This is a genomic window from Pseudomonas caspiana (genome assembly GCF_002158995.1).
Taxonomy (GTDB): Bacteria; Pseudomonadota; Gammaproteobacteria; order Pseudomonadales; family Pseudomonadaceae; genus Aquipseudomonas; species Aquipseudomonas caspiana.
In genome coordinates, this window is the sequence record NZ_LOHF01000009.1 from 40681 (window position 1) to 60500 (window position 19820).

The window sequence follows — 19820 nt, forward strand, 5'->3', positions numbered from 1 at the left end:
TGGCTTAGCCTGTGCCCGTTGCCTAAAAGCCCCGAAAGCGTTGCTCTCGGGGCTTTTTTATAGGGCGTCATCCGGCGTTTTTTTGTTTTTACTCTATTGATTTGCTGTGCCTGCGAGTCGCTCTTGAAAGTGCGGGGCGAAGCAAGTCCGTGCCCGTTTGTTCTGGCCGCTGCATTTTCCCATCGGCCTCTTTACCAAGCCTCCATCCCAGATAGCCCCACAGTAGAGCGCAGGCGGCACCGACCACTGCCACCAGTCCGGCTCCTTGGCCGAGCATGTCCAATACGCTTTTGGCCCAACCGCTGAGAGCGTCACCGGCGCGATAGACAATCGTATCAATGACATTTTTTGCCTTGTACTTACTCTCGGCGTCCAAGGGCGCAAATAGCATTTCCCGACCGGGTCGAACGAAGGCGTATTCGCCGATACGGCGCACGATCATCAGCGTTGCGAGCATTCCAAAACTCGACGCCAGCGCCAGACCGACGAAGCCGATGCACATCAACAATGGCACGATCGCCAGCAGGACCCGCACGCCCAGCCTTTGCGCGATGCGACCGGTTAGAAATATCTGCGAGAGAAGTGCCCCAGCCTGAACAATCAGGTCAATGGTGCCGAACACCCGGATTTGCTCTTGCCTGTTCGGGAACAGCTCGGCTACCAAACGTGCCTGCTCAAAATAGAGAAAAGTGGTAACGGTGGCCAACAGAATCACGAAACCAGCAATCCCCAGCAGATAGGGCGATTGCAGTACGCGGGTGATGCCGCTAAAGGGATTACCGGGCAATGGTTTGCGCGTGCTTTCAACTGCCGCCGCACCGGGTCGGCCAGCGCCGCTGATTTCCCGCCAGCGCATCAGTGAAAACTTGAGGGTTAGCGCGATGCCCAACAACAGTCCGGCCAGGAGTATCAGCCCCGACTCGCCGATGCTCTTGACCAGTAACGCACTGAGGGCCGGGCCAACCAGACCGCCGACACTCGCACCTGCAGCGATGAAGGCAAACAGGCGCTTGGCCTGAGCGCCGTCAAACACATCCGCCATCAGGCTCCACGCGACCGAGACGACAAACAGGTTGTAGACCGATATCCACACATAGAACAGGCGGGCCATCCAGATGCTTTCGCCATATGACTGGAACAGCGCAGCGAAAATCAGCAGGTTCACGCAGAAAAATCCGTAAACCCAGTCGATGAAATGCAGGCGCGGAACCCTGGAACTGAGCCACGCGAACAGAGGAACAGCCGCGAGCATGACGAAGAAGGTCGCGGTAAACAGCCACTGCAGATTTTCTACGCCCGCCGAAATACCCATGGACTCGCGAATGGGGCGCAGCATGAAGTAGCCGGTAAACAGGCAGAAAAATAATAGAAAACCAGACAGCGCAGGACGCAGTTCCTGATCCTCGGCATTGATAGTGGCGCTCAGACGGTGCAAGACAGAGGATGTGCTCATAGATGCTCCTGAAACGTGAGGGGCGAGACACGGGCGCATACCCGTGTCTCTGCATTCAGGGGTAGGTAACGCCGGTGAGGCGTTCCGAAAGTTGCCAGAGTTTTGCCACGTCTTCTTGAGCTGCAGCGGCTTGGGGGACTGTCGCAAATCCCAAGGGGCCGCGTTTTTCCTCTTCGCCGATTGGCCCGTAATACGTACCTCCAACGGCCTGTGGCGCGGTAGCGGCATACAGTGACGACAACGCACCTTGTGCCGCTGAATGATATTTTTCGCGGTCCTTAGCCCACTCGTGGCCGAATTTACTGTCCAGACCTGGGCCACGTGCAATCAACTCAGTCACCGCTACACCTGGGTGCACCGCTATGCTGCGAACACCCCAGTTGTTGGCGTCACTGCGCCGTTGCAACTCAAAAGCCCACTTGAGCACCGCCAGCTTGGATTGTGCGTAGGTGGCGAAGGGGTTGTAATTTTGTTCGGACTGCAGGTCTTGGTAATTGATCTGGCCGCGAGCAGCGGCGATGCTCGACAGGCTCACGACTCGGGCGTCATCGCTCTGCCGTAGCAAAGGCATCAACAAGCCTGTCAGCGCAAAGGGCCCTAGATAGTTGGTTGCCAGTTGCAGTTCAAGGCCATCTGCAGATGTACCCCGTTGTGGTGGCGACATGATTGCGGCGTTGTTGATTAATACGTCGAGCCGCGACAACCGGCCTTTGAGACGATCAGCAAGGCTGCGAACCGAGTCCAGGTTGGCCAGGTCCACCGTTTCGAACTGCACGCTGGCGTTTGGGACTTCCTGACGTATGCGGGTGATCGTTTCTTCGCCGCGCTCGGGATTACGCGCGGCAATGATCACTTGAGCGCCAGCACGGGAAAGGGCCAATGCGTCCTCGTAACCCATACCGCTGGTGCCGCCGGTAATCAGAATGATTCGGCCTCTCTGCGAGGGTATGTCGGCTGCGGTCCAGTCAGGTTTCGGCGGGACCCGGCTGGCGGCCTCAACGGTGACGGCTCCCGCCATAGCCAAGCCCGCTACCAGCGTTTTGGTCATGTTCATGAGTTGGCGCGCGATACTCGTAGTGCCGGTTTCAAAAGCGTTGGTTGTGCTCCACATGTCGGTGTCCTGGTCGTCGTTTAAAGGGTATGACCGACTTCCAGACAGGCAATCGATCGACGGGGACAATTATCACCGTACGGTGTGGTCTGGATAATCCGGGTAGCGGTGGACGGGTCGTACGGGCAGTCGTACAGTTGAAGACCAACAAAGGAGGCGTCATGCGTCAACCCAACCTGAGTGATATGGCGGTTTTTGCCACTGTGGTCGAGTTCGGAGGTTTCAGGGCGGCAGCACAGAAATGTGGGATTTCTGCGTCATCACTGAGTGATTGCATGCGTCGCCTGGAGCGCGAGGTGGGGGTGCGTTTGCTGAATCGAACGACTCGCAGCGTTACCCCTACAGCCGCTGGCGAGCGTTTGCTTGAGCGCTTGCGCCCGGCGCTTGATGAGATTGGCGCAGCGTTCAACGATCTGGATGATGAGTTCCAGCGCCCGGTGGGCAATTTGAAGCTGAACGTGCCGGTCCCGGTAGCACGCTATTTGATGCCCGATCTGCTGAGTCGTTTTCTCAGGCTTTACCCTGGCGTGAATGTCGAGGTGACCATGGAGAATACGTTTATTGATGTCATTGCGGCAGGGTATGACGCCGGTGTTCGTTATGAGGAGAGCCTGGCTAAAGACATGATTGCGATACCCATAGGCCCACGTCGGCAACGCTTCGTCGCCGCTGCTGCACCGGCCTATCTGGCTGCCCGTGGAACCCCTCTGCATCCCTCGCAACTGACGGATCATGACTTGCTTGGCCACCGTTTTGAAAGCGGTAAAGTCGGGATCTTCGAGTTTGAAAAAGAAGGCAGAACGTTGCGTATTCCACCCAATGGGCAGCTGTTGACCTCTTCTCATGATCTCAAGATCAGCGCCGCCATTAATGGATTTGGCATCGTCTATACCTTCGAGGATTTCATCCGCGAGCCTCTTTCGGATGGGCGCCTGACGCCTGTGCTTCAAGATTGGTGGCAGTCTTTCGACGGCCCCTATCTTTATTATCACGGGCGTCGCCATATGCCCTCACCGCTAAGGGCCTTCGTCGATTTTATAAAGGATCAGACACCCGCTGAAATGTCGGGCAATAGCCTGATCGACTGATTACAAGCCCAACTCCGACAACCCCGGATGATCATCCGGACGCCGTCCCAGCGGCCAGTAAAACTTGCGCTCTGACTCTTTGATCGGCATGTCGTTGATGCAGGCGAAGCGGTTGGCCATCAGGCCATTTGCGTCGAACTCCCAGTTCTCGTTGCCATACGAGCGGAACCAGTTGCCTGAGTCGTCGTGCCATTCGTAGGCGTAGCGCACGGCGATGCGGTTATCGGTGAAGGCCCACAATTCTTTGATCAACCGGTAATCCAGCTCTTTGGCCCATTTGCGAGTCAGGAAGGCTTTGGCTTCCTCGCGGTTGGTCGCGAACTCCGCGCGGTTGCGCCATTTGGTGTCCAGTGTGTAGGCCAATGCGACTTTTTCGGGATCGCGACCATTCCAGCCATCCTCGGCCAGACGGGCTTTCTGGATTGCAGACTCCCGAGTAAAGGGCGGCAAAGGCGGGCGGGTTTCAGTGCTGGATGACATGGCAAAACCTCCGAACAGTGGATGATCAGTTTGCAGGCGGAGCAGGATTTTTCAGGGCAGACTTCAAGAGTACTTGCGCCATGTCGCGGGCGCTGTCAGCGGCATTGTGGTCGCCCATCACCAGGGCGAGGGTGATAGCGCCGTCGATCAGGATCAGCAGTTGTTTGGCCAGCGCTTCGGGCTGCTCGATGTCCAATTGCTGGGACAGCTCCAGCGCGTAGTCAAAAAGCTTCTGCTTGTGAGCTTTTGCCAACTGCCGGATTGGATCTTCAGCGTCGCCGATCTCACCCGCCGTGTTGATAAATGCGCAGCCACGGAAGCCTTCCGATTCAAACCAGCCCTTGAGCACCGTAAACATTTCAAGAATTCGCGCTTCAGGGCTTGTGGCCTTAGCGGTCTCAGTGCGAAACCAATGCATCCAGCGAACATCGCGCGCGCTCAATGCGTTCACGGCCACGTCTTCTTTGGTAGCGTAATATCGGTAGATGCTTTTGCGTGCCACGCCGGAGGTACGCACGAGCAAGTCCATGCCCATGGCATGAATTCCGTTGGTGTAGATCAGTTGCTCGGCGGTTTGCAGGATTTTGTCCTGCACAGCTGTAGTCGATGTCTTGTTCATGATCAGAGGGTAGAACGATCGTTCTACCCTGTCAATCGTATCGCTTAAACCACCTGATCCGTTTTCGGGATTGCCCGTTTGCGTTGTGCAGAGTCTGGCTCTGCGCGGCTAAGGATGATTGGAATAGATTTGGCGGCGGGCACCTTGCTACGTTCCGCGTAGTGCCAAAGCGGCACTAACGGATTACATTCCGGGTAATACGCCGCGCTGCAGCCTTCGGGAATGTCGTAGGCAATGATTTGCATTGGCCCGGCTTCTCGCGGCGTTTCCGGTTCCACAGCTGTCTTTAGCAAAACCCATTCACCTGCGGTAAAGCCGAGCCGCACGATGTCGTTACGATTCATGAAAATCACCGAACGTGTACCGCTGACGCCCCGAAAGCGATCTTCATAGCCGTAGATCGTGGTGTTGAATTGGTCGTTGCTGCGTAGCGTCATCAGTTGCAGAACATCACGGCAATCCGATCCCCGGCTGACGTCACTGTCTTCCTCAAGGGACTGTGGAGTGATGAAGTGGGCACGCCCGCTCTCGGTTTTCCATTCACGCTGAATGGCCGGGATCGGTTTGTGAAAACCACCGGTTTGCCACATCCGGGTTTCCATATCATGGAAAATTTCCGGGTACACCGTCGCGATGGCTTTGCGAATCTCCCTGTAGTCACTGCGCCAGGCATTCCAGTCTATGTGCTCGGTTCCTGCCAGTGTCGCTTGCGCCAAGCCAGCAATGATCGAGGTTTCGGCGCGCAATTGTTCGCCGACCGGTTCGTTGGTGCCTTTCCAGCCATGAATGCAGCCGGTACTGTCTTCGGTGCTATAGCTTTGTTCGTGACCGTTCTGGCGGTCGATTTCAATTTTGCCCAGGCACGGCAGCAGCCAACTGTTTTTCGCCGTAACCAGATGGGTGCGGTTGAGCTTGGTGGCAATTTGTACGCTCAGCTGCAGATTTTTCCAGGCAGGTTCCATGCGTGAGGTATCGGGAATCGCCCGGAGAAAATTACCGCCCAGACCAATGAAACCGCGCACGCTGCCATCAAGGATGCCTTCACAGGTTTCCACGGTCGCACGCCCTTTGTTTTTCGGAACCTGAAACCTGAACAACGTCTCAATTTTATCCACAGGCACCTTGCCTGGGTCTTCAGTGATGCCGACGGTACGCTGACCTTGCACATTGGAATGACCCCGCACCGGGCAGATACCCGCACCGGGCTTGCCGATGTTGCCGCGCAGCATCAGCAGATTGACCAGCATCTGTACGGCTTCAACCCCTTTACGGTGTTGCGTGATACCCATGCCGTAAACAATTATTGCCCGCTCGCTGGCGGCGTAGACTGTCGCCGCCGCCTCCATGGCTCCACGACTGAGCCCTGAGCGTTCCGTCAGGGTGTCCCATTCGCAATGACGTACCGCATTAACAAAGTCGGCGAAGCCTTCGGTATGTTGGCCGATGAACGCTTGGTCGATCACTGGCGGCTCGCCCTTGATCAGTGCGGTCTTGTCGATTTCCAGCAATGCCTTGGCTATGCCCATGACGGCTGCAATGTCACCGCCTATCGCTACCTGATGGTATTGGGTGCTGATGACTGTCGAATCCGGACCCAGCATCTGGAGTGGTGATTGAGGATTGACGAAGCGTTCCAGTCCTCTTTCCCGGATGGGATTGAACGTGATGATTGGCACATTTCGACTGCGTGCTTCTTGCAGATCATGGAGCATGCGCGGGCTGTTGCTGCCTACATTCTGCCCAAAGAAAAAGATGCAATCGGTCTGCTTGAAGTCCTCAAGCGTAACGGTGCCTACGGGGACGCCAATGCTTTCCTGCAAGCCCACCGATGTGCTTTCGTGGCACATGTTGGAGCTGTCTGGCAGGTTGTTTGTCCCGTAAGCTCTGGCGAAGATCTGGTAGATGAAGGAGGTCTCAAGGGAGGCACGCCCTGAGGCATAAAACGCGACGCTGTCCGGGTCCAGTTGTTTTAGCTGAGCGCCTATCTCGCGGTAAGCCTGCTCCCAGGTGGTTTCACGGTAACGGTCAGTTTCGGGGTCATAGCGCATCGGGTGGGTCAGGCGGCCATGCTGCTCGAGGTCGTAGTCGGGCAGTTGCAGCAGCTCTGTGACTGAGTGGCGGGCAAAGAAATCAGGGCCGGTTTTCAGCGAGGTTAATTCCCAGGCTGTGGCTTTCGCTCCGTTTTCGCAGAACTCAAACGCGTGGGGTTTGCCGGGTTTGGCCCACGCACAGCTGACACAGGCAAAGCCGCCTTGCTTGTTTTGCCGGGTCAGTGCCCCCGCCGCCTTGAGCAGTGTCTGTTCACGCCAGAGAATACGCATGACCGATATGGCAGAGCCCCAACCTCCTGCTGCCATTTTGTAGGGTTTATAGCGTGTCCGGGGATGGATGAGCATCAGGGTATTCCTCTTGCCGAACAGCCGCGCTGAACGTCTTATGCAACTCTGACGTGGGGGCCTATGGAAGGTTCGCTGCGCTTTCCCCAGTGGTTGTCATGGGATTGACAGGCGAAAACCGAACTTGTCCGCCGTATATGAATCAGTTCCTATTGCCTGATAAAGAGAGCCCTGATCATCAAGGAGTGCCCCGCGTTTTGTTGAATTTCAAGTCCATCGTCCTGCTTTGCACGCTGCTATTTGCTGGCAGCTTCAACTTGCAGGCTGCCGAGCAAGCGGCTGCCGCTCCCGCCGCCGATGCAGCGCCGGACACCGCCGAGGCGCCCGCTGCACCGGAAATCCTCGTGCAGGGCGGTTTACTTGGGGTGATCAGTTCCAGTATTGATGACGTGCAGGAAGCCCTGTCACTGGATGGCCGCCTGCTCGACAGCTGGCGCTTACGTGCTGATCGGGCAGCCGATGAGCTGGACAAGCTGGTCAACAAACCAACCTCGCGTTCCAAGTGGGGCGTTGTCGGCGACTTCCTGATGCTGTCGGTCGTGTGGATCGGCGCATTTGCCGCGTTGACTACCCTTGGCAGTTTCGTTGCCATGCGTCTCAGCCGCCGCCCGTTTTTTAAGGTCCGTGAGCGCAGTCAGGCGCTGCTTGGTTATGTATTGCCGTACACCTTGCCTGCGTTGATCAGCCTGCCACTGACGCTATACGCCAGTCACTTCCTGACGGCCTCGGTGGGGCGCGCGCTGGCGCTGTGTCTGGCGTATTCGACCAGTAGCGGTATCGTCTCCACGTCAGTGTTGTTGTGCGTGATCGTCATGTTCAACTACGGGCATAAGCGCGCTGCGGTACGAATGATTCGCCGCTTCAGCCCCAAGCCGCTGTTCGTCATCGGTTTCATGGCGGCCCTCAGTGACGCTTTGACCAGCCCGCAGATCGCTCGCCAGATTGGCAACAACGTCACCACCAGCGTTGCGGTGTTTACCGGGTTGTTTGCGTCAGTCGTGTTCTGCATGTTGGTGATCAAGGTGCGTCGTCCCATCGCGCACCTGATACGCAATCGCTCGCTGAGCAGTCGTCTGGCCCGACCGGCGCTACAAGAATCCCTGAAGGTGTTCTCAAACCTGTGGTACTTGCCGATTCTGCTGATGATTCTGGTGTCTGCGGTTAACCTGATCGGTGCAGGCGAAGACAGTCAGAAGGCGCTGCGTTGCGCTTTGTTCACGACTGTATTGCTGATTGCCACGGTGTTCTTGAGTACGGTTTTCCAGCATCTGTTCAAGCCCACCACCGTTGAAGGGCGTGGTGGGCATATCTACAAAGCACGGTTGCTGAATCTGGCGCACGGGGTGGCGCGGATTGTTCTGGCAGTGGCGTTTATTGAAATCCTGGGCCAGATCTGGGGTTTTTCGCTCTTTGAATTTGCTCAAAGCAACAGTCTGGGCCGAGCCATCGGGGAATCGCTGAGCAGCATTGGCCTGATCTTCATGGTCACCTGGATGCTGTGGGTGGTGCTCGACACTGCTATTCAGGAAGCATTGAAAGCGCCGCTCAATCATCGCTCGTCTCGTCAGCCGAGTACGCGGATCAAGACCATTCTGCCGCTGCTGCGTAACGCGATAAAAATTATTCTGGTGGTGATCTGCGCTATCACCACCATGGCCAACCTTGGCATTAACGTCGCGCCACTGCTGGCGGGTGCGGGTGTGGTCGGTCTGGCAATTGGTTTTGGCTCCCAGCAACTGGTGCAGGACGTCATTACCGGTCTGTTCATCATTATCGAAGACACGTTTTCCATTGGCGATTGGGTGGTGCTCAGCACTGGCCACTCGGGCACGGTTGAAAGCCTGACCATCCGTACTGTGCGTCTGCGTGACGGTAAGGGCTTTGTGCATTCGGTGCCGTTCGGCCAGATCAAGGCAGTGACCAACCAGTCCCGGCAATTTGCTTACGCGTTCTTCTCGGTGCAGTTCACCTATGATTCCGACATCGACAGCGCGCTGTCTTTGATTCGTGAAGTTGGCCAGTCGATCACGGAAGACATCCTGCTCAAAAGCAATCTGCAAGGGCCATTGGAAGTGTTCGGCGTAGACCGGATGGACCTTAACGGCGTAGTGCTCACCGCTCAGTTCCGGACCTCATCCGGCGGGCAATACAGCGTGGGTCGTGCGTTCAACGAGCGATTGAAAAAACTTGTGGATAAATCCGATGACGTTCGCTTTGCGCAAACTTATCCACAAACGGTCATCAGCCCGAATGCCGGGCAAGTGCAGCCGCTTTCTATCGACAGAGATGCGCAACCGGCATCGGGCAAAGGCAATGTGGTGAACGTCGATGGCTCGGAGAGTCCGCCGGTTAAACCTGTCTAACCTCTTCCTTGTGGGAGCAGAGCTTGCTCGCGATTGGGGCACCGGAGAAGCTGCCTGATGAGTCAACCTTCATCGCCGGCAAGCTCACTGAATTAAATACATTCTGTAGGAGCTCACGAGCACCGCGAGGCAGCGATGGCGGTCTGTCTGATATACCGCTATCGCGGCCTCGCGGTGCTCGTACGCTCCTACAGGTCCACCGTTGGGCGGGAGACAGCGCGGTGTCAGGGGACGTTTTGGCAGCTCCCACAGCAGTTGGTGCTTTTTTCGTTCAGCGCAACAGCCTGTCCCGCACCTGCGCCATCGCTTCCTGATCCAGCTCCAGCCAATACTGGGGTTTGCCCGCAATAACTGCTGCAGCCGGAATACCATCGCGATACACCAGCCGATTGCCCACCAGCGCCGGGACTTTACTGCCCGGCAACAGCGTGCCTATCAGGTTTAGCGGGTCAACAGCGCTCAGGCTGATCAGGCTGCCATCCAGTGGCCGCTTGCGAATTTCGCGTAGAACTGGAATCGCTTCAGGCAGTGCGAATTGCTCGCCGGCCAAGCCACTGACGAAGCGCCCGCCGCGAATTTCACCGCGAGCTTCGAGCCTATGAAAGGTACGCAGCAATTCCCGCCAGCTTGGCAGCCAGTCGGCTTCGCGCTCCAGTAAACGCCAGAACACCACACCATAGCGGCGCAGCAGTGTCATCGCGACGTGCTCCAGGACTTGTGGGTCTACAGGCTGCGGGCGCTTGTTGGCGACAGCGGCGGGGCGCGTCGAACGTTTCAGTAGCGCCCAACGCCCGGCATCGTCCATGCCGCCAATAAACGCCCCGCGATTACGCCGACTGGTGTGCGCTGAGCGCTTGCTGGCGGGAGTGATCAAGGCACGGAGACCGGCAAAGCTATCGGCATTCACGAGTCCGGCAGCCACCAACTCTTGCAGCGCGATTTCAAGTTCCGCGCGCAACAAATGCGCTTCGGTCACCAGTTCATCAAAAAACATCGCGCCGTATTGGCTCAGCGCCGCATGTACTTTCTGTGCCTTGGGCGATAACTCGTCGGGCTCCGGCTGCTCGGTCAGACCGCTCCATAAACTGACCTGGCTACGGGGCAGCAGCACAATCGGCGTGCTGCGCAGCGCCACCGCGCCGGTTTTGCTGCTGGCCGCGAGTCGTGTCCAGACCACCTTGCCCGAGCGGCAGATTTCATCGAGCCAGAGTGACGAGTAATCCTTGATCCGGGCCGACAGCAAGTCGCTGTCCCAAGCCCCGGCGGCAGCACTGAAGCCTTCAAGCTGACTGATAATTTCCGGCAGCGTCGCTCGGCCCTGACTGCGAGTGCTCGCTGATAAATGCTGCCAGTCGAATAGAAAACGCATGAAGTCTTGCAAAGACACCGGCTCGATTTCCCGGCGCAGTCGCTTGACGGTGTACCGATGAATCCTTGCCAGCAAATGTCGCTCGCACCATTGGTCCTCGTTGGCGCCGGGGCTGAAGCGCCCGCGCAGCACGTAGCCTTCGCTCTCCAGCCGTGCCAGCGCCTGAGCCACGCTGCTGGCGCTCAACGCCAACGGCTCGGCGATGTCGCGAGTTGGCATCGGGCCAAAGCCGCTCAAGCGGGCGCGCACCACTTCAACGATCGCTTCATCGGTTTCCCATGCGTCATCGAAACCGGGCAGGGCGCTTAGCGGTGGATGCATGGGCGCCTGTGGATAAATCGCCTGGAGGCAAGTCAGGCGCTCCAAGGGCGCCCACAACATTTGATCGGCATCGACCTCGAAACGCGTGGCGCGTCCGGAGCGGGCCAGTGATTCCAGCCATTTAAGCCAATCCTTATTTGCCCCAGCCTCCGCGTGGCTGACGCAACTCAGACTCATCAACGCTTCATGCATCTCGTCGGCGTTCTGCGGTTGGGGCCAAGCCTCTTCGTTTACTGCCGCGATGGCGTCGGCATCCAGCGCGCCGAGATCGTCCGAAGATTGCGGATCACTCCAGCGCCGGTTTAGCACTGCTTGGGTACGACGTTCCTCCAAGGGGGCGTCGTCGAGAAAGGCGTAAGGACGGGCGTTGAGAATTTCGGCGGCCAGCGGCGACGGTGCGGGTAGGTCGCGGCCAATCAGCCGGACTTCACCCTTTTCCATGCGCCGCAGAAGATTGAGCCAGCCCTCAGCGTCCATCGCTTCGTGCAGGCAATCGTCGAGTGTTTGCTCCACCAGAGGATGATTCGGCACTTCGCGTTCGCCGACGATATTTTCCAGGCAGGCGATCTGATCGGGGAAAACCGTCGCGATCAGGTCTTCGCTTTTCATGCGCTGCAACTGCGGCGCGACCTTACGTCCGCCGGTGTAGCGGGGCAGCGCCAGCGCAGTTCCGGCATTCCAGCGCCAGCGCACGCCGAACAGTGGCGCATCCAGCACCGCCTGAATCAGCAGATGTTCAGCTGTGTTGGCGTTCAGATAACGCCACACTTCATCCAGCTCAAAGCTATGACTGGTGGACAGCGACAGCACGATTGCATCTTCACTGGCGGCGGCTTGAAGCTCGAAATTGAACGTACGGCAGAAGCGTTTGCGCAACGCCAGGCCCCAGGCACGATTCAGCCGGCTACCGAATGGCGTGTGGATGATCAATTGGGTGCCGCCGGACTCGTCGAAAAAGCGCTCCATGATCAACGTGTCTTGCGACGGCAGAGCAGTCAACACCGAGCGCGTTCGCGCCAGGTAATCCACCAGTTGCTCAGCGCTCGCCAAATTCAACCCCAGAGTGTCGATCAGCCAGTCAGTACACGGCTGCAGATCACCGGGGTGGGCGCCTAACAGTTCGTCAATCTGACTTTGCAGGCGTGCCACGGCAAACGACAACTCATCGCTTCTGCCCGGAGCTTCACCCATCCAGAAGGGGATATTGGGCGGCTGGCCCTGGGCATCTTCAACACGTACGCGGCCGCTCTCGATGCGCAGGATACGGTACGAAGTGTTGCCCAACTGGAAGATGTCTCCAGCGATGCTCTCGACCGCGAAGTCTTCGTTGACGGTGCCAATGTTCAGCGCCTGCGGCTCAAGAATCACGCTGTAGTCGGCGTTGTCCGGGATCGTGCCGCCGCTTGTGACAGCGGTCAGCTTGCTGCCTCGTCGACCGCGTACTGTGCGGGTCATGGCATCGCGATGCAGGTAGGCGCCGCGCACGCCCTGACTTCCGCTATAGCCTTCGGCCAACATGCTCAACAGTGCCTGGTAGTGGTCGGCGTCCAGCTCGGCGTAAGGCGAAGCTCGACGAAACATGTCCAGCAGCGCGTCTTCGTGCCATTCCTGCAAGCTGACTTCAGCGACGATTTGTTGTGCGAGCACGTCCAGCGGCGCTTTTGGGATCTGCAAAATATCCAGCTCGCCACGTCGCACGCAATCGAGCAGCGCGGCACATTCGATCAGGTCGTCGCGAGAGGTCGCAAACAGCCGGCCTTTGGGCGTCCCACCGACGTGGTGCCCGGAACGTCCGACCCGTTGCAGAAACGCCGAAATGGAGCGCGGCGACGCAATCTGACACACCAGATCGACATCGCCGATATCGATGCCCAGCTCCAGCGAGGCCGTTGCGATCAGTACCTGCAAATCGCCGCGCTTGAGACGCTGCTCGGCATCGAGCCGTTGCTCCTTGGCAAGGCTGCCATGGTGCGCCGCCACAGTCTCTCTGCTCAGGCGGTCACTCAAGTGTCGCGCCATGCGCTCAGCCATGCGTCGGGTGTTGACGAAAATCAGCGTAGTCCGGTGCTCACGCGCCAATTCGGCAAGACGGTCGTAGACCAGTTCCCAGACATCATTGGACATGACCGGCCCCAAGGGCACAGGCGGTACTTCGATCCCCAGATCACGCGGCCGTGCATGGCCGATATCGACAATGGCGCACGGACGCTCAATCGGGTCCGCGCCCACCAGAAAACGCGACACTGATTCGATAGGTTTTTGCGTCGCCGATAAACCGATGCGCAGTAATGGCTCGCTGCACAGTGCTTGCAGTCGTTCCAGTGTCAGCGCCAGGTGGCTGCCGCGCTTGCTGGCGGCGATGGCATGGATCTCGTCGACAATTACCGTCCGTGTGCTGGCGAGCATGCGTCTGCCAGAGTCGGAGCCGAGCAATACGTAAAGCGATTCGGGCGTGGTCACCAGAATGTGCGGCGCAGTCTTGCGCATGGCGGCGCGTTCTTTCTGCGGCGTATCGCCGGTTCGTACGGCAGTGCTGATGCGCAGTGGCGGCAAATTCATGCGCTGCAATTGTTCAGTAATGCCAGCCAGCGGATTTTGCAGGTTGATCTGAATGTCGTTGGACAGCGCCTTGAGCGGCGAGACGTAAACCACGAAAGTCTGCTCGGGCAATTCGCCGCCATGATCAAGGCCTTCATGCACGAGATCATCGAGCACAGCCAGAAACGCCGTCAGGGTTTTCCCTGAACCGGTGGGCGCGGCAATCAGCGTCGAGCGCCGGGCCTTGATCAACGGCCACGCCTGCGCCTGAGCGGGCGTTACCGCAGGGAAGGTACTGCGGAACCAGGCACTGACTGCCGGATGAAAACCGTCGAGTGCGGGGTCGGGAATAAGCGGGGAGTTCATGGGCAAATTAATGAGGGTGGCAAGGGGAAGATGCAAGCCCCTTTGATCGGTGGCATTCCGACGTGCCCTCGATAAGGCTAGCTTATTAGGCTGGTACACCGCGTTATCGTTTATCGCGAGCAAGCTCGGCTCCCACAGGATCACTGATGGCGTGGGACCGGCTTTAGCCGGGAAGGGGCCGGGACAGACGCTGGATATTCATCGGTAGAAATACCGCTTTCCCGGCTAAAGCCGGTCCCACGTCATTTCGGACACACACTCGCCCTATAGGGTTAGGTGTTAATCCTATTCCTGCATGCAGAGCAGAAAAATCCCACAGCCCTCAACGGTTGGGGGTTGCGCGGCAACGTGATATGTTTGCAGGCGTTTTACACATAATATTCCAACCGAATTTGATACCGAGCCTGCTGACTCTATGCGAATGCGCCTTATGCTGTTGGGCGGCGGGAATGCCCTCGGGCAGGCGCTGATTCGTCTGGGTGCAGAGGAAGACATTGGCTTCCTGGCACCGCGTCCACCGCAAGACGGCTGGGATGCAGCGAGTCTGACGCAACTGCTTGATGACACCCGCCCCGATGCCTTGATCAACCTTGCCTACTATTTCGACTGGTTTCAGGCGGAATCCGTAAGCGACGCGCGTCTGTCCAGTCAGGAACGCTCTGTTGAGCGCCTTGCCGAGCTGTGCCAGCACCACAACATTGTTCTACTGCAGCCTTCCAGCTATCGGGTCTTCGATGGTTCGCGGGCGACTGCCTACAGTGAAAAAGACGAGCCGGTCCCGTTGGGTTCACGTGGCCAGGCGCTGTTGCGTATCGAGCAAAGTGTGCGTGCTACTTGCCCGCAACACCTGCTGCTACGGTTTGGCTGGCTGCTCGATGACAGTGCCGAGGGTGTGTTGGGGCGTTTCCTGAAGCGTGCCGAATCATCTCAAGAGCTGTTAATGGCCGATGACCGACGTGGCAATCCGACGCCTGTCGACGACGCGGCTCGGGTAATGATTGCCGTACTCAAGCAACTCGATTGCGAAGCGCCGCTGTGGGGCACTTACCACTACGCCGGTCATGAGGCGACCACGCCGCTGGCGCTTGGGCAGGCGATTCTCACAGAAGCCCGTTTGTTGCATCCGCTGGCTATTGAATCACCGACTGCACAGGCCCATGCGGCACGTCCCGACGCAGCTGACGAGCCGCAACATGGCGTGCTGGCCTGCAAGAAAATTCTCCATACCTTCGGCGTCAAACCTCGCGCATGGCGCGCCGGGTTGCCGAGCCTTCTGGATCGTTATTACCGTCATGTCTGATCTTCCTGTCTTGATTACCGGCGGCGCCGGTTTCATTGGCTCTAATCTAGCCGATGCACTCCTGGCCCAAGGGCATGCAGTGCGTATCCTCGATGACCTCTCCACTGGCAAGCGCAGCAACCTGCCGCTTGATAACCCGCGTATGGAGCTGATCGAAGGCGATGTTGCCGATGCCGATCTGGTCAAGCGTGCTGCATTGGGCTGCAAAGCGGTTGTGCATCTGGCGGCTGTTGCCTCGGTGCAGGCTTCGGTGGATGACCCTGTGCGTACTCACCAGAGCAACTTCATCGGCACGCTGAACGTGTGTGAGGCCATGCGTGAAGCAGGCATCAAGCGCGTAGTCTTTGCCTCCAGTGCTGCGATCTACGGGAATAATGGCGAAGGCGAAGCCATCAGCGAAGACACACCTAAAGCGCCGTTGACGCCTTATGCCTCGGACAAGCTGTCCAGCGAGCACTACCTTGATTTCTACGGCCGCCAGCATGGTCTGGAGCCCGTGATCTTTCGTTTCTTCAACATCTTCGGCCCACGCCAGGATCCTTCCTCGCCTTACTCGGGTGTGATCAGCATTTTTGCCGAGCGCGCAGTAAAAGGCCTGCCGATCGCCGTGTTTGGCGACGGTGAGCAAACACGGGATTTCTTCTATGTGGGCGATGTGGTCAAGTTGCTGACCCAAGCGCTGGATCTGCCGCACGTCGAGTCGGGCGCGATCAATGTGGGTCTGAACAAGACCACCTCGTTGAACCAGTTGTTGGCAGCGTTGGCAGCCGTGGTAGGCAAGCAGCCGCAAGTGACCTATCAAACGGCTCGCTCCGGCGACATCCGTCACTCGAGAGCGAACAATCAGCGCCTGCTGGAGCGGTTTACGCTGGGTGAGCCAACGCCGCTGAATGTCGGGCTGGCGAAATTGCTTGGTCGTTGAGAGCTGGTCGAGACCCACAAAAAAAGCACCTCTGAGGTGCTTTTTTTGTGGGCGGTTACTGCAAACCGTTGACCTGTAGGAGCTGCCGAAGGCTGCGATCGCGGTGCGCCAGAACAAATGCATCGCAGCCTTCGGCAGCTCCTACAGGTCCAGTGTGCGCCGCGTCTTAAAACTTATAACCCACACCCACCATGTAAACCCATGGATCAATGTCCACGCTCACTTTGGTCTTGCCAACACTCAGTGCTGAAGGGCCGTCGACAGTCGCTTCGGTGTCGATGTCCACATACCAGACCGAGGCGTTAACCAGAATGTTGTCGGTCAGCATGTAGTCCATACCGACTTGTGCAGCCAGGCCGACGGAGTCTTTCATCTTCAGGTTGCTGAAGCCCTGGCTTTTGCGATTACCTGTCAGGTCGGTGTCAAAGAACGTGGTGTAGTTGATGCCGACACCCGCGTACGGCTGAAACTTCGACGACGCTTCCATCGGGTAGTACTGCAGCGACAGGGTCGGTGGCAGTTGTTTCACGTCCGCCAGCTTGCCATCCAGGCCCGGGCCGAGGCCTTTGACCGAAACGGTGTGGCTGAAAGGGGTAGCTGCCAGCAATTCGATACCTACGTGCGGGGTGATCATGTAGCCGAACGTCAGGCCAAGCTGGTTCTCGCCATCAACGGTCGCCTTGGTGCCGGAGACTTTAGTGCCGTCGAGTTTGATCTCGCCGCTGTCTTCATTCGGCTCAACGTGCGCGACACCGGCGCGAACGATGAAATCGCCAGCCTCATAAGCCTGAGCGGCGAAAGGGGCGCTGAGCGCCAGCGCAAAGAGGGAAGCGCTGAGCAGGGTCTTGTTCATGAGGGCTCCAAAAGGCGATTCAAGTTGTCTGTCGCCAATGGTACGGAGCGTCTGAACCAAGGCTTTGACACAGCTCAATGAAATCGCAATGAAGCCCGCAAAACTTAATTCTCGGGCAACTCGTAAACCAGGATCTTGTCAGCCTCCATGCTGTAACCCGCGTCGGCCAACTCACTGGTCGAGGCTTTGACCTGCATCGGCCCCTCAATCCAGTACGGCTGATACAGCTCTTCAACCTTCACGCCCAGCTCGCTGGTGACATGCACGATCTGGTTCGAAGGCGGTGGCGGCACGTGGATGCATGCGCCGAAATACGGCACCAGCAAGAACTCGATTACCCGGCCTTCTTCGCTGACTTCCAGCGGCACGATGTAACCCGGCAAGCGCACGTTCTGACCGTCCAATGCTTTGACCACTGGCGCGTGGGGCGATTGTTGATGGGCGGCGGGCGCCGACTCTACTGACAGCGCGTCGGACAGCTTTGACAGGTCATGAATGGGCGCCGTGATCGGCGCGATTTTTGGCGCATCCGGCGGGATCATTTCTTCCCAGGTCAGCACCTTCGGTTCGACCGCCCACAATGGTGAACTGACCGAAAACAGCAAAAGCAACAACAGGCGCCGCATGTTCAAGGTCCTCATAAACGAATCGACAAACCATCGGCCAACGACTGCCGATAGGCGCGCCACGCAGGCACAACGCCCATCAATAACGCGGCCGCCAGAATGCCACCAAGCAGCGTCCATTCATATTCGCTGGGCAGCGAAAGCGGCAGGAACAGCCCGTAATTGCTTTGTACATAGCCTTGGGCGGCAGCGATGCCGACATATAACAGGACCATGCCACTGACCACTCCCGCGAGTGCAAGGGCGAAGGCTTCCATGATCAGCAGGGTCGCGATGTGCCAGGGACGTGCACCTACTGAGCGCAGAATTGCCATCTCTCTGCGTCGTTCATTAAGGCTGGTGAGAATGGCCGTGAGCATGCCGATCAAACCCGTCAGGACTACGAACAGCGAAATCACGAACAAGGCTTTTTCGGCCGTGCCCATCAGGCTCCACAATTCCTGAAGTGCCACGCCGGGCAGGATCGCCAGCAACGGCTCGCCGCGAAATTCGTTGATCTGACGTTGCATCGAGAAGGTGGCGATCTTGCTGTTCAAACCTAACATGAAGGCCGTAATCGCCTTGGGCGTCAGGTCCATGTTGCGCGCTTGATCGGCAGATATACGTCCGGTGCCATGGGCAGGCACGCCGTTTTGCCAGTCGATGTGGATCGCTTCCATTCCTCCGAGGCTGATATGCAACGTGCGATCTACCGGCGTGCCGGTGCGCTTGAGAATACCGACGACGGTAAACGGTTTATCGTCGTGCTTGACCAGACTGACCGCCGCGACGCCATGGGCCAGCACCAGCTTGTCGCCAAGCTTGTACTTCAAGGCATCGGCGACTTCGGCACCGAGTACCACTTCAAATGGGTCCGTCGCAAAGGCCCGACCCTGGGCGAGCTCCAGATGTTGCTGGCGCCCAAACTGATAATGCTCGAAGTAGTTTTCGTTGGTGCCCATCACCCGATAGCCGCGATGGGAGTCCCCCAGGGAAATCGGAATCGCCCATTTCACCTGCTTGCTCTGTGCGATCTCCTCAAAGCTGTCCCAGCGAATATTGTTAGTGGCGTTGCCGATCCGGAAGACTGAGTACAGCAGCAGATTGATCGAGCCGGAGCGCGCGCCGACGATCAGATCGGTGCCGCTGATAGTACTGGCGAAACTGGCCCGGGCTTCGGTGCGCACGCGCTCGACGGCCAGCAACAGGCAGACCGACAAAGCGATGGCAAATGCGGTGAGGAAGGCAGTGAAACGACGGTTAGCCAGACTGGCCATGGCTAGGCGAAACAAATACATCTCAAACCTCTGCGGCGACGGCGGCGCGATTGAGTTCGGACAGCGACAGGCTGCGGTCGAACAGCGGTGCCAGGCTCTGGTCATGGCTGACGAACAACAGGCTGCTGCCTGCTTCGCGGCATTCGGCGAACAACAATTTGATGAAGGCTTCCCGGGCGTCGGTGTCGAGTGCCGAAGTCGGTTCGTCAGCGATCACCAGCTCTGGCTGGCCGATCAAGGCGCGGGCGGCTGCCACTCGCTGCTGTTGACCGATGGACAACGAGTCGGCGCGACGGCCAAGCATCTCGGGGTCTTTCAAACCCAGATGAGCGAGTAGCGTGACGGCGGCACTTTCCACACTGCCGTGGCGCTGTTTCGCACGTTTAGCGCGGACCTTGGAGAAGTGACACGGCAGCTCTACGTTCTCCCGCACCGAAAGAAACGGCAGAAGGTTGAACTGCTGGAAGATGTAGCCGGTGTGATTGACCCGAAACCGATCACGCTCACCGGATGACAGTTCAGTCAGTTCCTGGCCTAGCAAGCGAATGCTGCCGCGATTGGGTTTCTGCACGCCGCCCAGCAAACCCAGTAACGTCGTCTTGCCGCTACCGCTGGGACCTTTGAGAAACAGCGTTTCGCCCGGCTCCAGCTGAAACGCCGGGATATCCAGCAATTGCGCGTGCCCTGGCCAGGTGAAGCCAAGGTTGGACAGTTCGATCAGTGCTTGAGTCATGGCCAGTGTGAATCCGCCGGTATGGA

At 58.1% G+C, this 19820-nt stretch carries 14 protein-coding genes; 4 read left to right on the forward strand and 10 right to left on the reverse strand.

Going from position 1 to position 19820, the window contains the following annotated elements:
- Positions 1-88: 88 nt before the first annotated feature.
- Complete coding sequence (locus AUC60_RS12550; protein WP_087267452.1) at positions 89-1453, reverse strand: NTP/NDP exchange transporter; 1365 nt, start codon at positions 1451-1453, stop codon at positions 89-91.
- 55 nt (positions 1454-1508) lie between these two features.
- The gene (locus tag AUC60_RS12555; RefSeq protein WP_405623932.1) at positions 1509-2501 is read right to left on the reverse strand and encodes an oxidoreductase; all 993 of its coding nucleotides are present in this window, start codon (positions 2499-2501) and stop codon (positions 1509-1511) included.
- A 224-nt stretch (positions 2502-2725) separates the two neighbouring features.
- Here AUC60_RS12555 and AUC60_RS12560 point away from each other — a divergent pair, with 224 nt between their 5' ends.
- Complete coding sequence (locus AUC60_RS12560; protein ID WP_087267458.1) at positions 2726-3652, forward strand: LysR family transcriptional regulator; 927 nt, start codon at positions 2726-2728, stop codon at positions 3650-3652.
- On the opposite strand, the gene AUC60_RS12565 is transcribed toward AUC60_RS12560, so the two are convergent.
- The 3 genes from AUC60_RS12565 to AUC60_RS12575 are packed head-to-tail and all read right to left on the reverse strand — an operon-like array spanning position 3653 to position 7147.
- On the reverse strand, positions 3653-4132 hold the full coding sequence (locus AUC60_RS12565; RefSeq protein WP_087267461.1) for a nuclear transport factor 2 family protein: 480 nt from the start codon (positions 4130-4132) through the stop codon (positions 3653-3655).
- Positions 4133-4157: 25 nt separating this feature from the next.
- Positions 4158-4751, reverse strand: a complete 594-nt coding sequence (locus AUC60_RS12570; protein ID WP_087267464.1) for a TetR/AcrR family transcriptional regulator — start codon at positions 4749-4751, stop codon at positions 4158-4160.
- Positions 4752-4795: 44 nt separating this feature from the next.
- Positions 4796-7147: an FdhF/YdeP family oxidoreductase gene (locus AUC60_RS12575; protein WP_087267467.1), complete on the reverse strand. Its 2352-nt coding sequence runs from the start codon at positions 7145-7147 to the stop codon at positions 4796-4798.
- Positions 7148-7344: 197 nt separating this feature from the next.
- Between AUC60_RS12575 and AUC60_RS12580 the strand changes: the two genes are divergently transcribed.
- The gene (locus tag AUC60_RS12580; protein WP_338014028.1) at positions 7345-9510 is read left to right on the forward strand and encodes a mechanosensitive ion channel family protein; all 2166 of its coding nucleotides are present in this window, start codon (positions 7345-7347) and stop codon (positions 9508-9510) included.
- 271 nt (positions 9511-9781) lie between these two features.
- Here the strand turns inward: AUC60_RS12580 and AUC60_RS12585 are convergent, their stop codons facing one another.
- Positions 9782-14104, reverse strand: coding sequence for a DNA glycosylase AlkZ-like family protein (locus AUC60_RS12585; protein WP_087267473.1), 4323 nt, complete (start codon positions 14102-14104; stop codon positions 9782-9784).
- 415 nt (positions 14105-14519) lie between these two features.
- On the opposite strand from AUC60_RS12585, the gene AUC60_RS12590 reads away from it, so the two are divergent.
- A complete protein-coding gene (locus tag AUC60_RS12590; RefSeq protein WP_087267476.1) occupies positions 14520-15404 on the forward strand; it encodes a sugar nucleotide-binding protein in 885 nt (294 codons plus the stop codon).
- Positions 15397-16326, forward strand: coding sequence for an NAD-dependent epimerase/dehydratase family protein (locus tag AUC60_RS12595; RefSeq protein WP_087267479.1), 930 nt, complete (start codon positions 15397-15399; stop codon positions 16324-16326). The genes AUC60_RS12590 and AUC60_RS12595 overlap by 8 nt, the downstream gene beginning before the upstream one ends.
- A 166-nt stretch (positions 16327-16492) precedes the next feature.
- Here AUC60_RS12595 and AUC60_RS12600 read toward each other — a convergent pair whose 3' ends face one another.
- The 4 genes from AUC60_RS12600 to AUC60_RS12615 form a co-directional block, all read right to left on the reverse strand.
- The gene (locus tag AUC60_RS12600) at positions 16493-17179 is read right to left on the reverse strand and encodes an OmpW/AlkL family protein (protein WP_087267482.1); all 687 of its coding nucleotides are present in this window, start codon (positions 17177-17179) and stop codon (positions 16493-16495) included.
- 104 nt (positions 17180-17283) lie between these two features.
- Entirely contained in the window at positions 17284-17805 is a 522-nt protein-coding gene (locus tag AUC60_RS12605; protein ID WP_087267484.1) for a DUF3299 domain-containing protein, read from the reverse strand.
- Between the two features lie 11 nt (positions 17806-17816).
- Positions 17817-19082, reverse strand: coding sequence for an ABC transporter permease (locus AUC60_RS12610; RefSeq protein WP_087267487.1), 1266 nt, complete (start codon positions 19080-19082; stop codon positions 17817-17819).
- A gap of 1 nt (position 19083) precedes the next feature.
- Entirely contained in the window at positions 19084-19794 is a 711-nt protein-coding gene (locus AUC60_RS12615) for an ABC transporter ATP-binding protein (RefSeq protein ID WP_087267491.1), read from the reverse strand.
- Positions 19795-19820 lie beyond the last annotated feature (26 nt).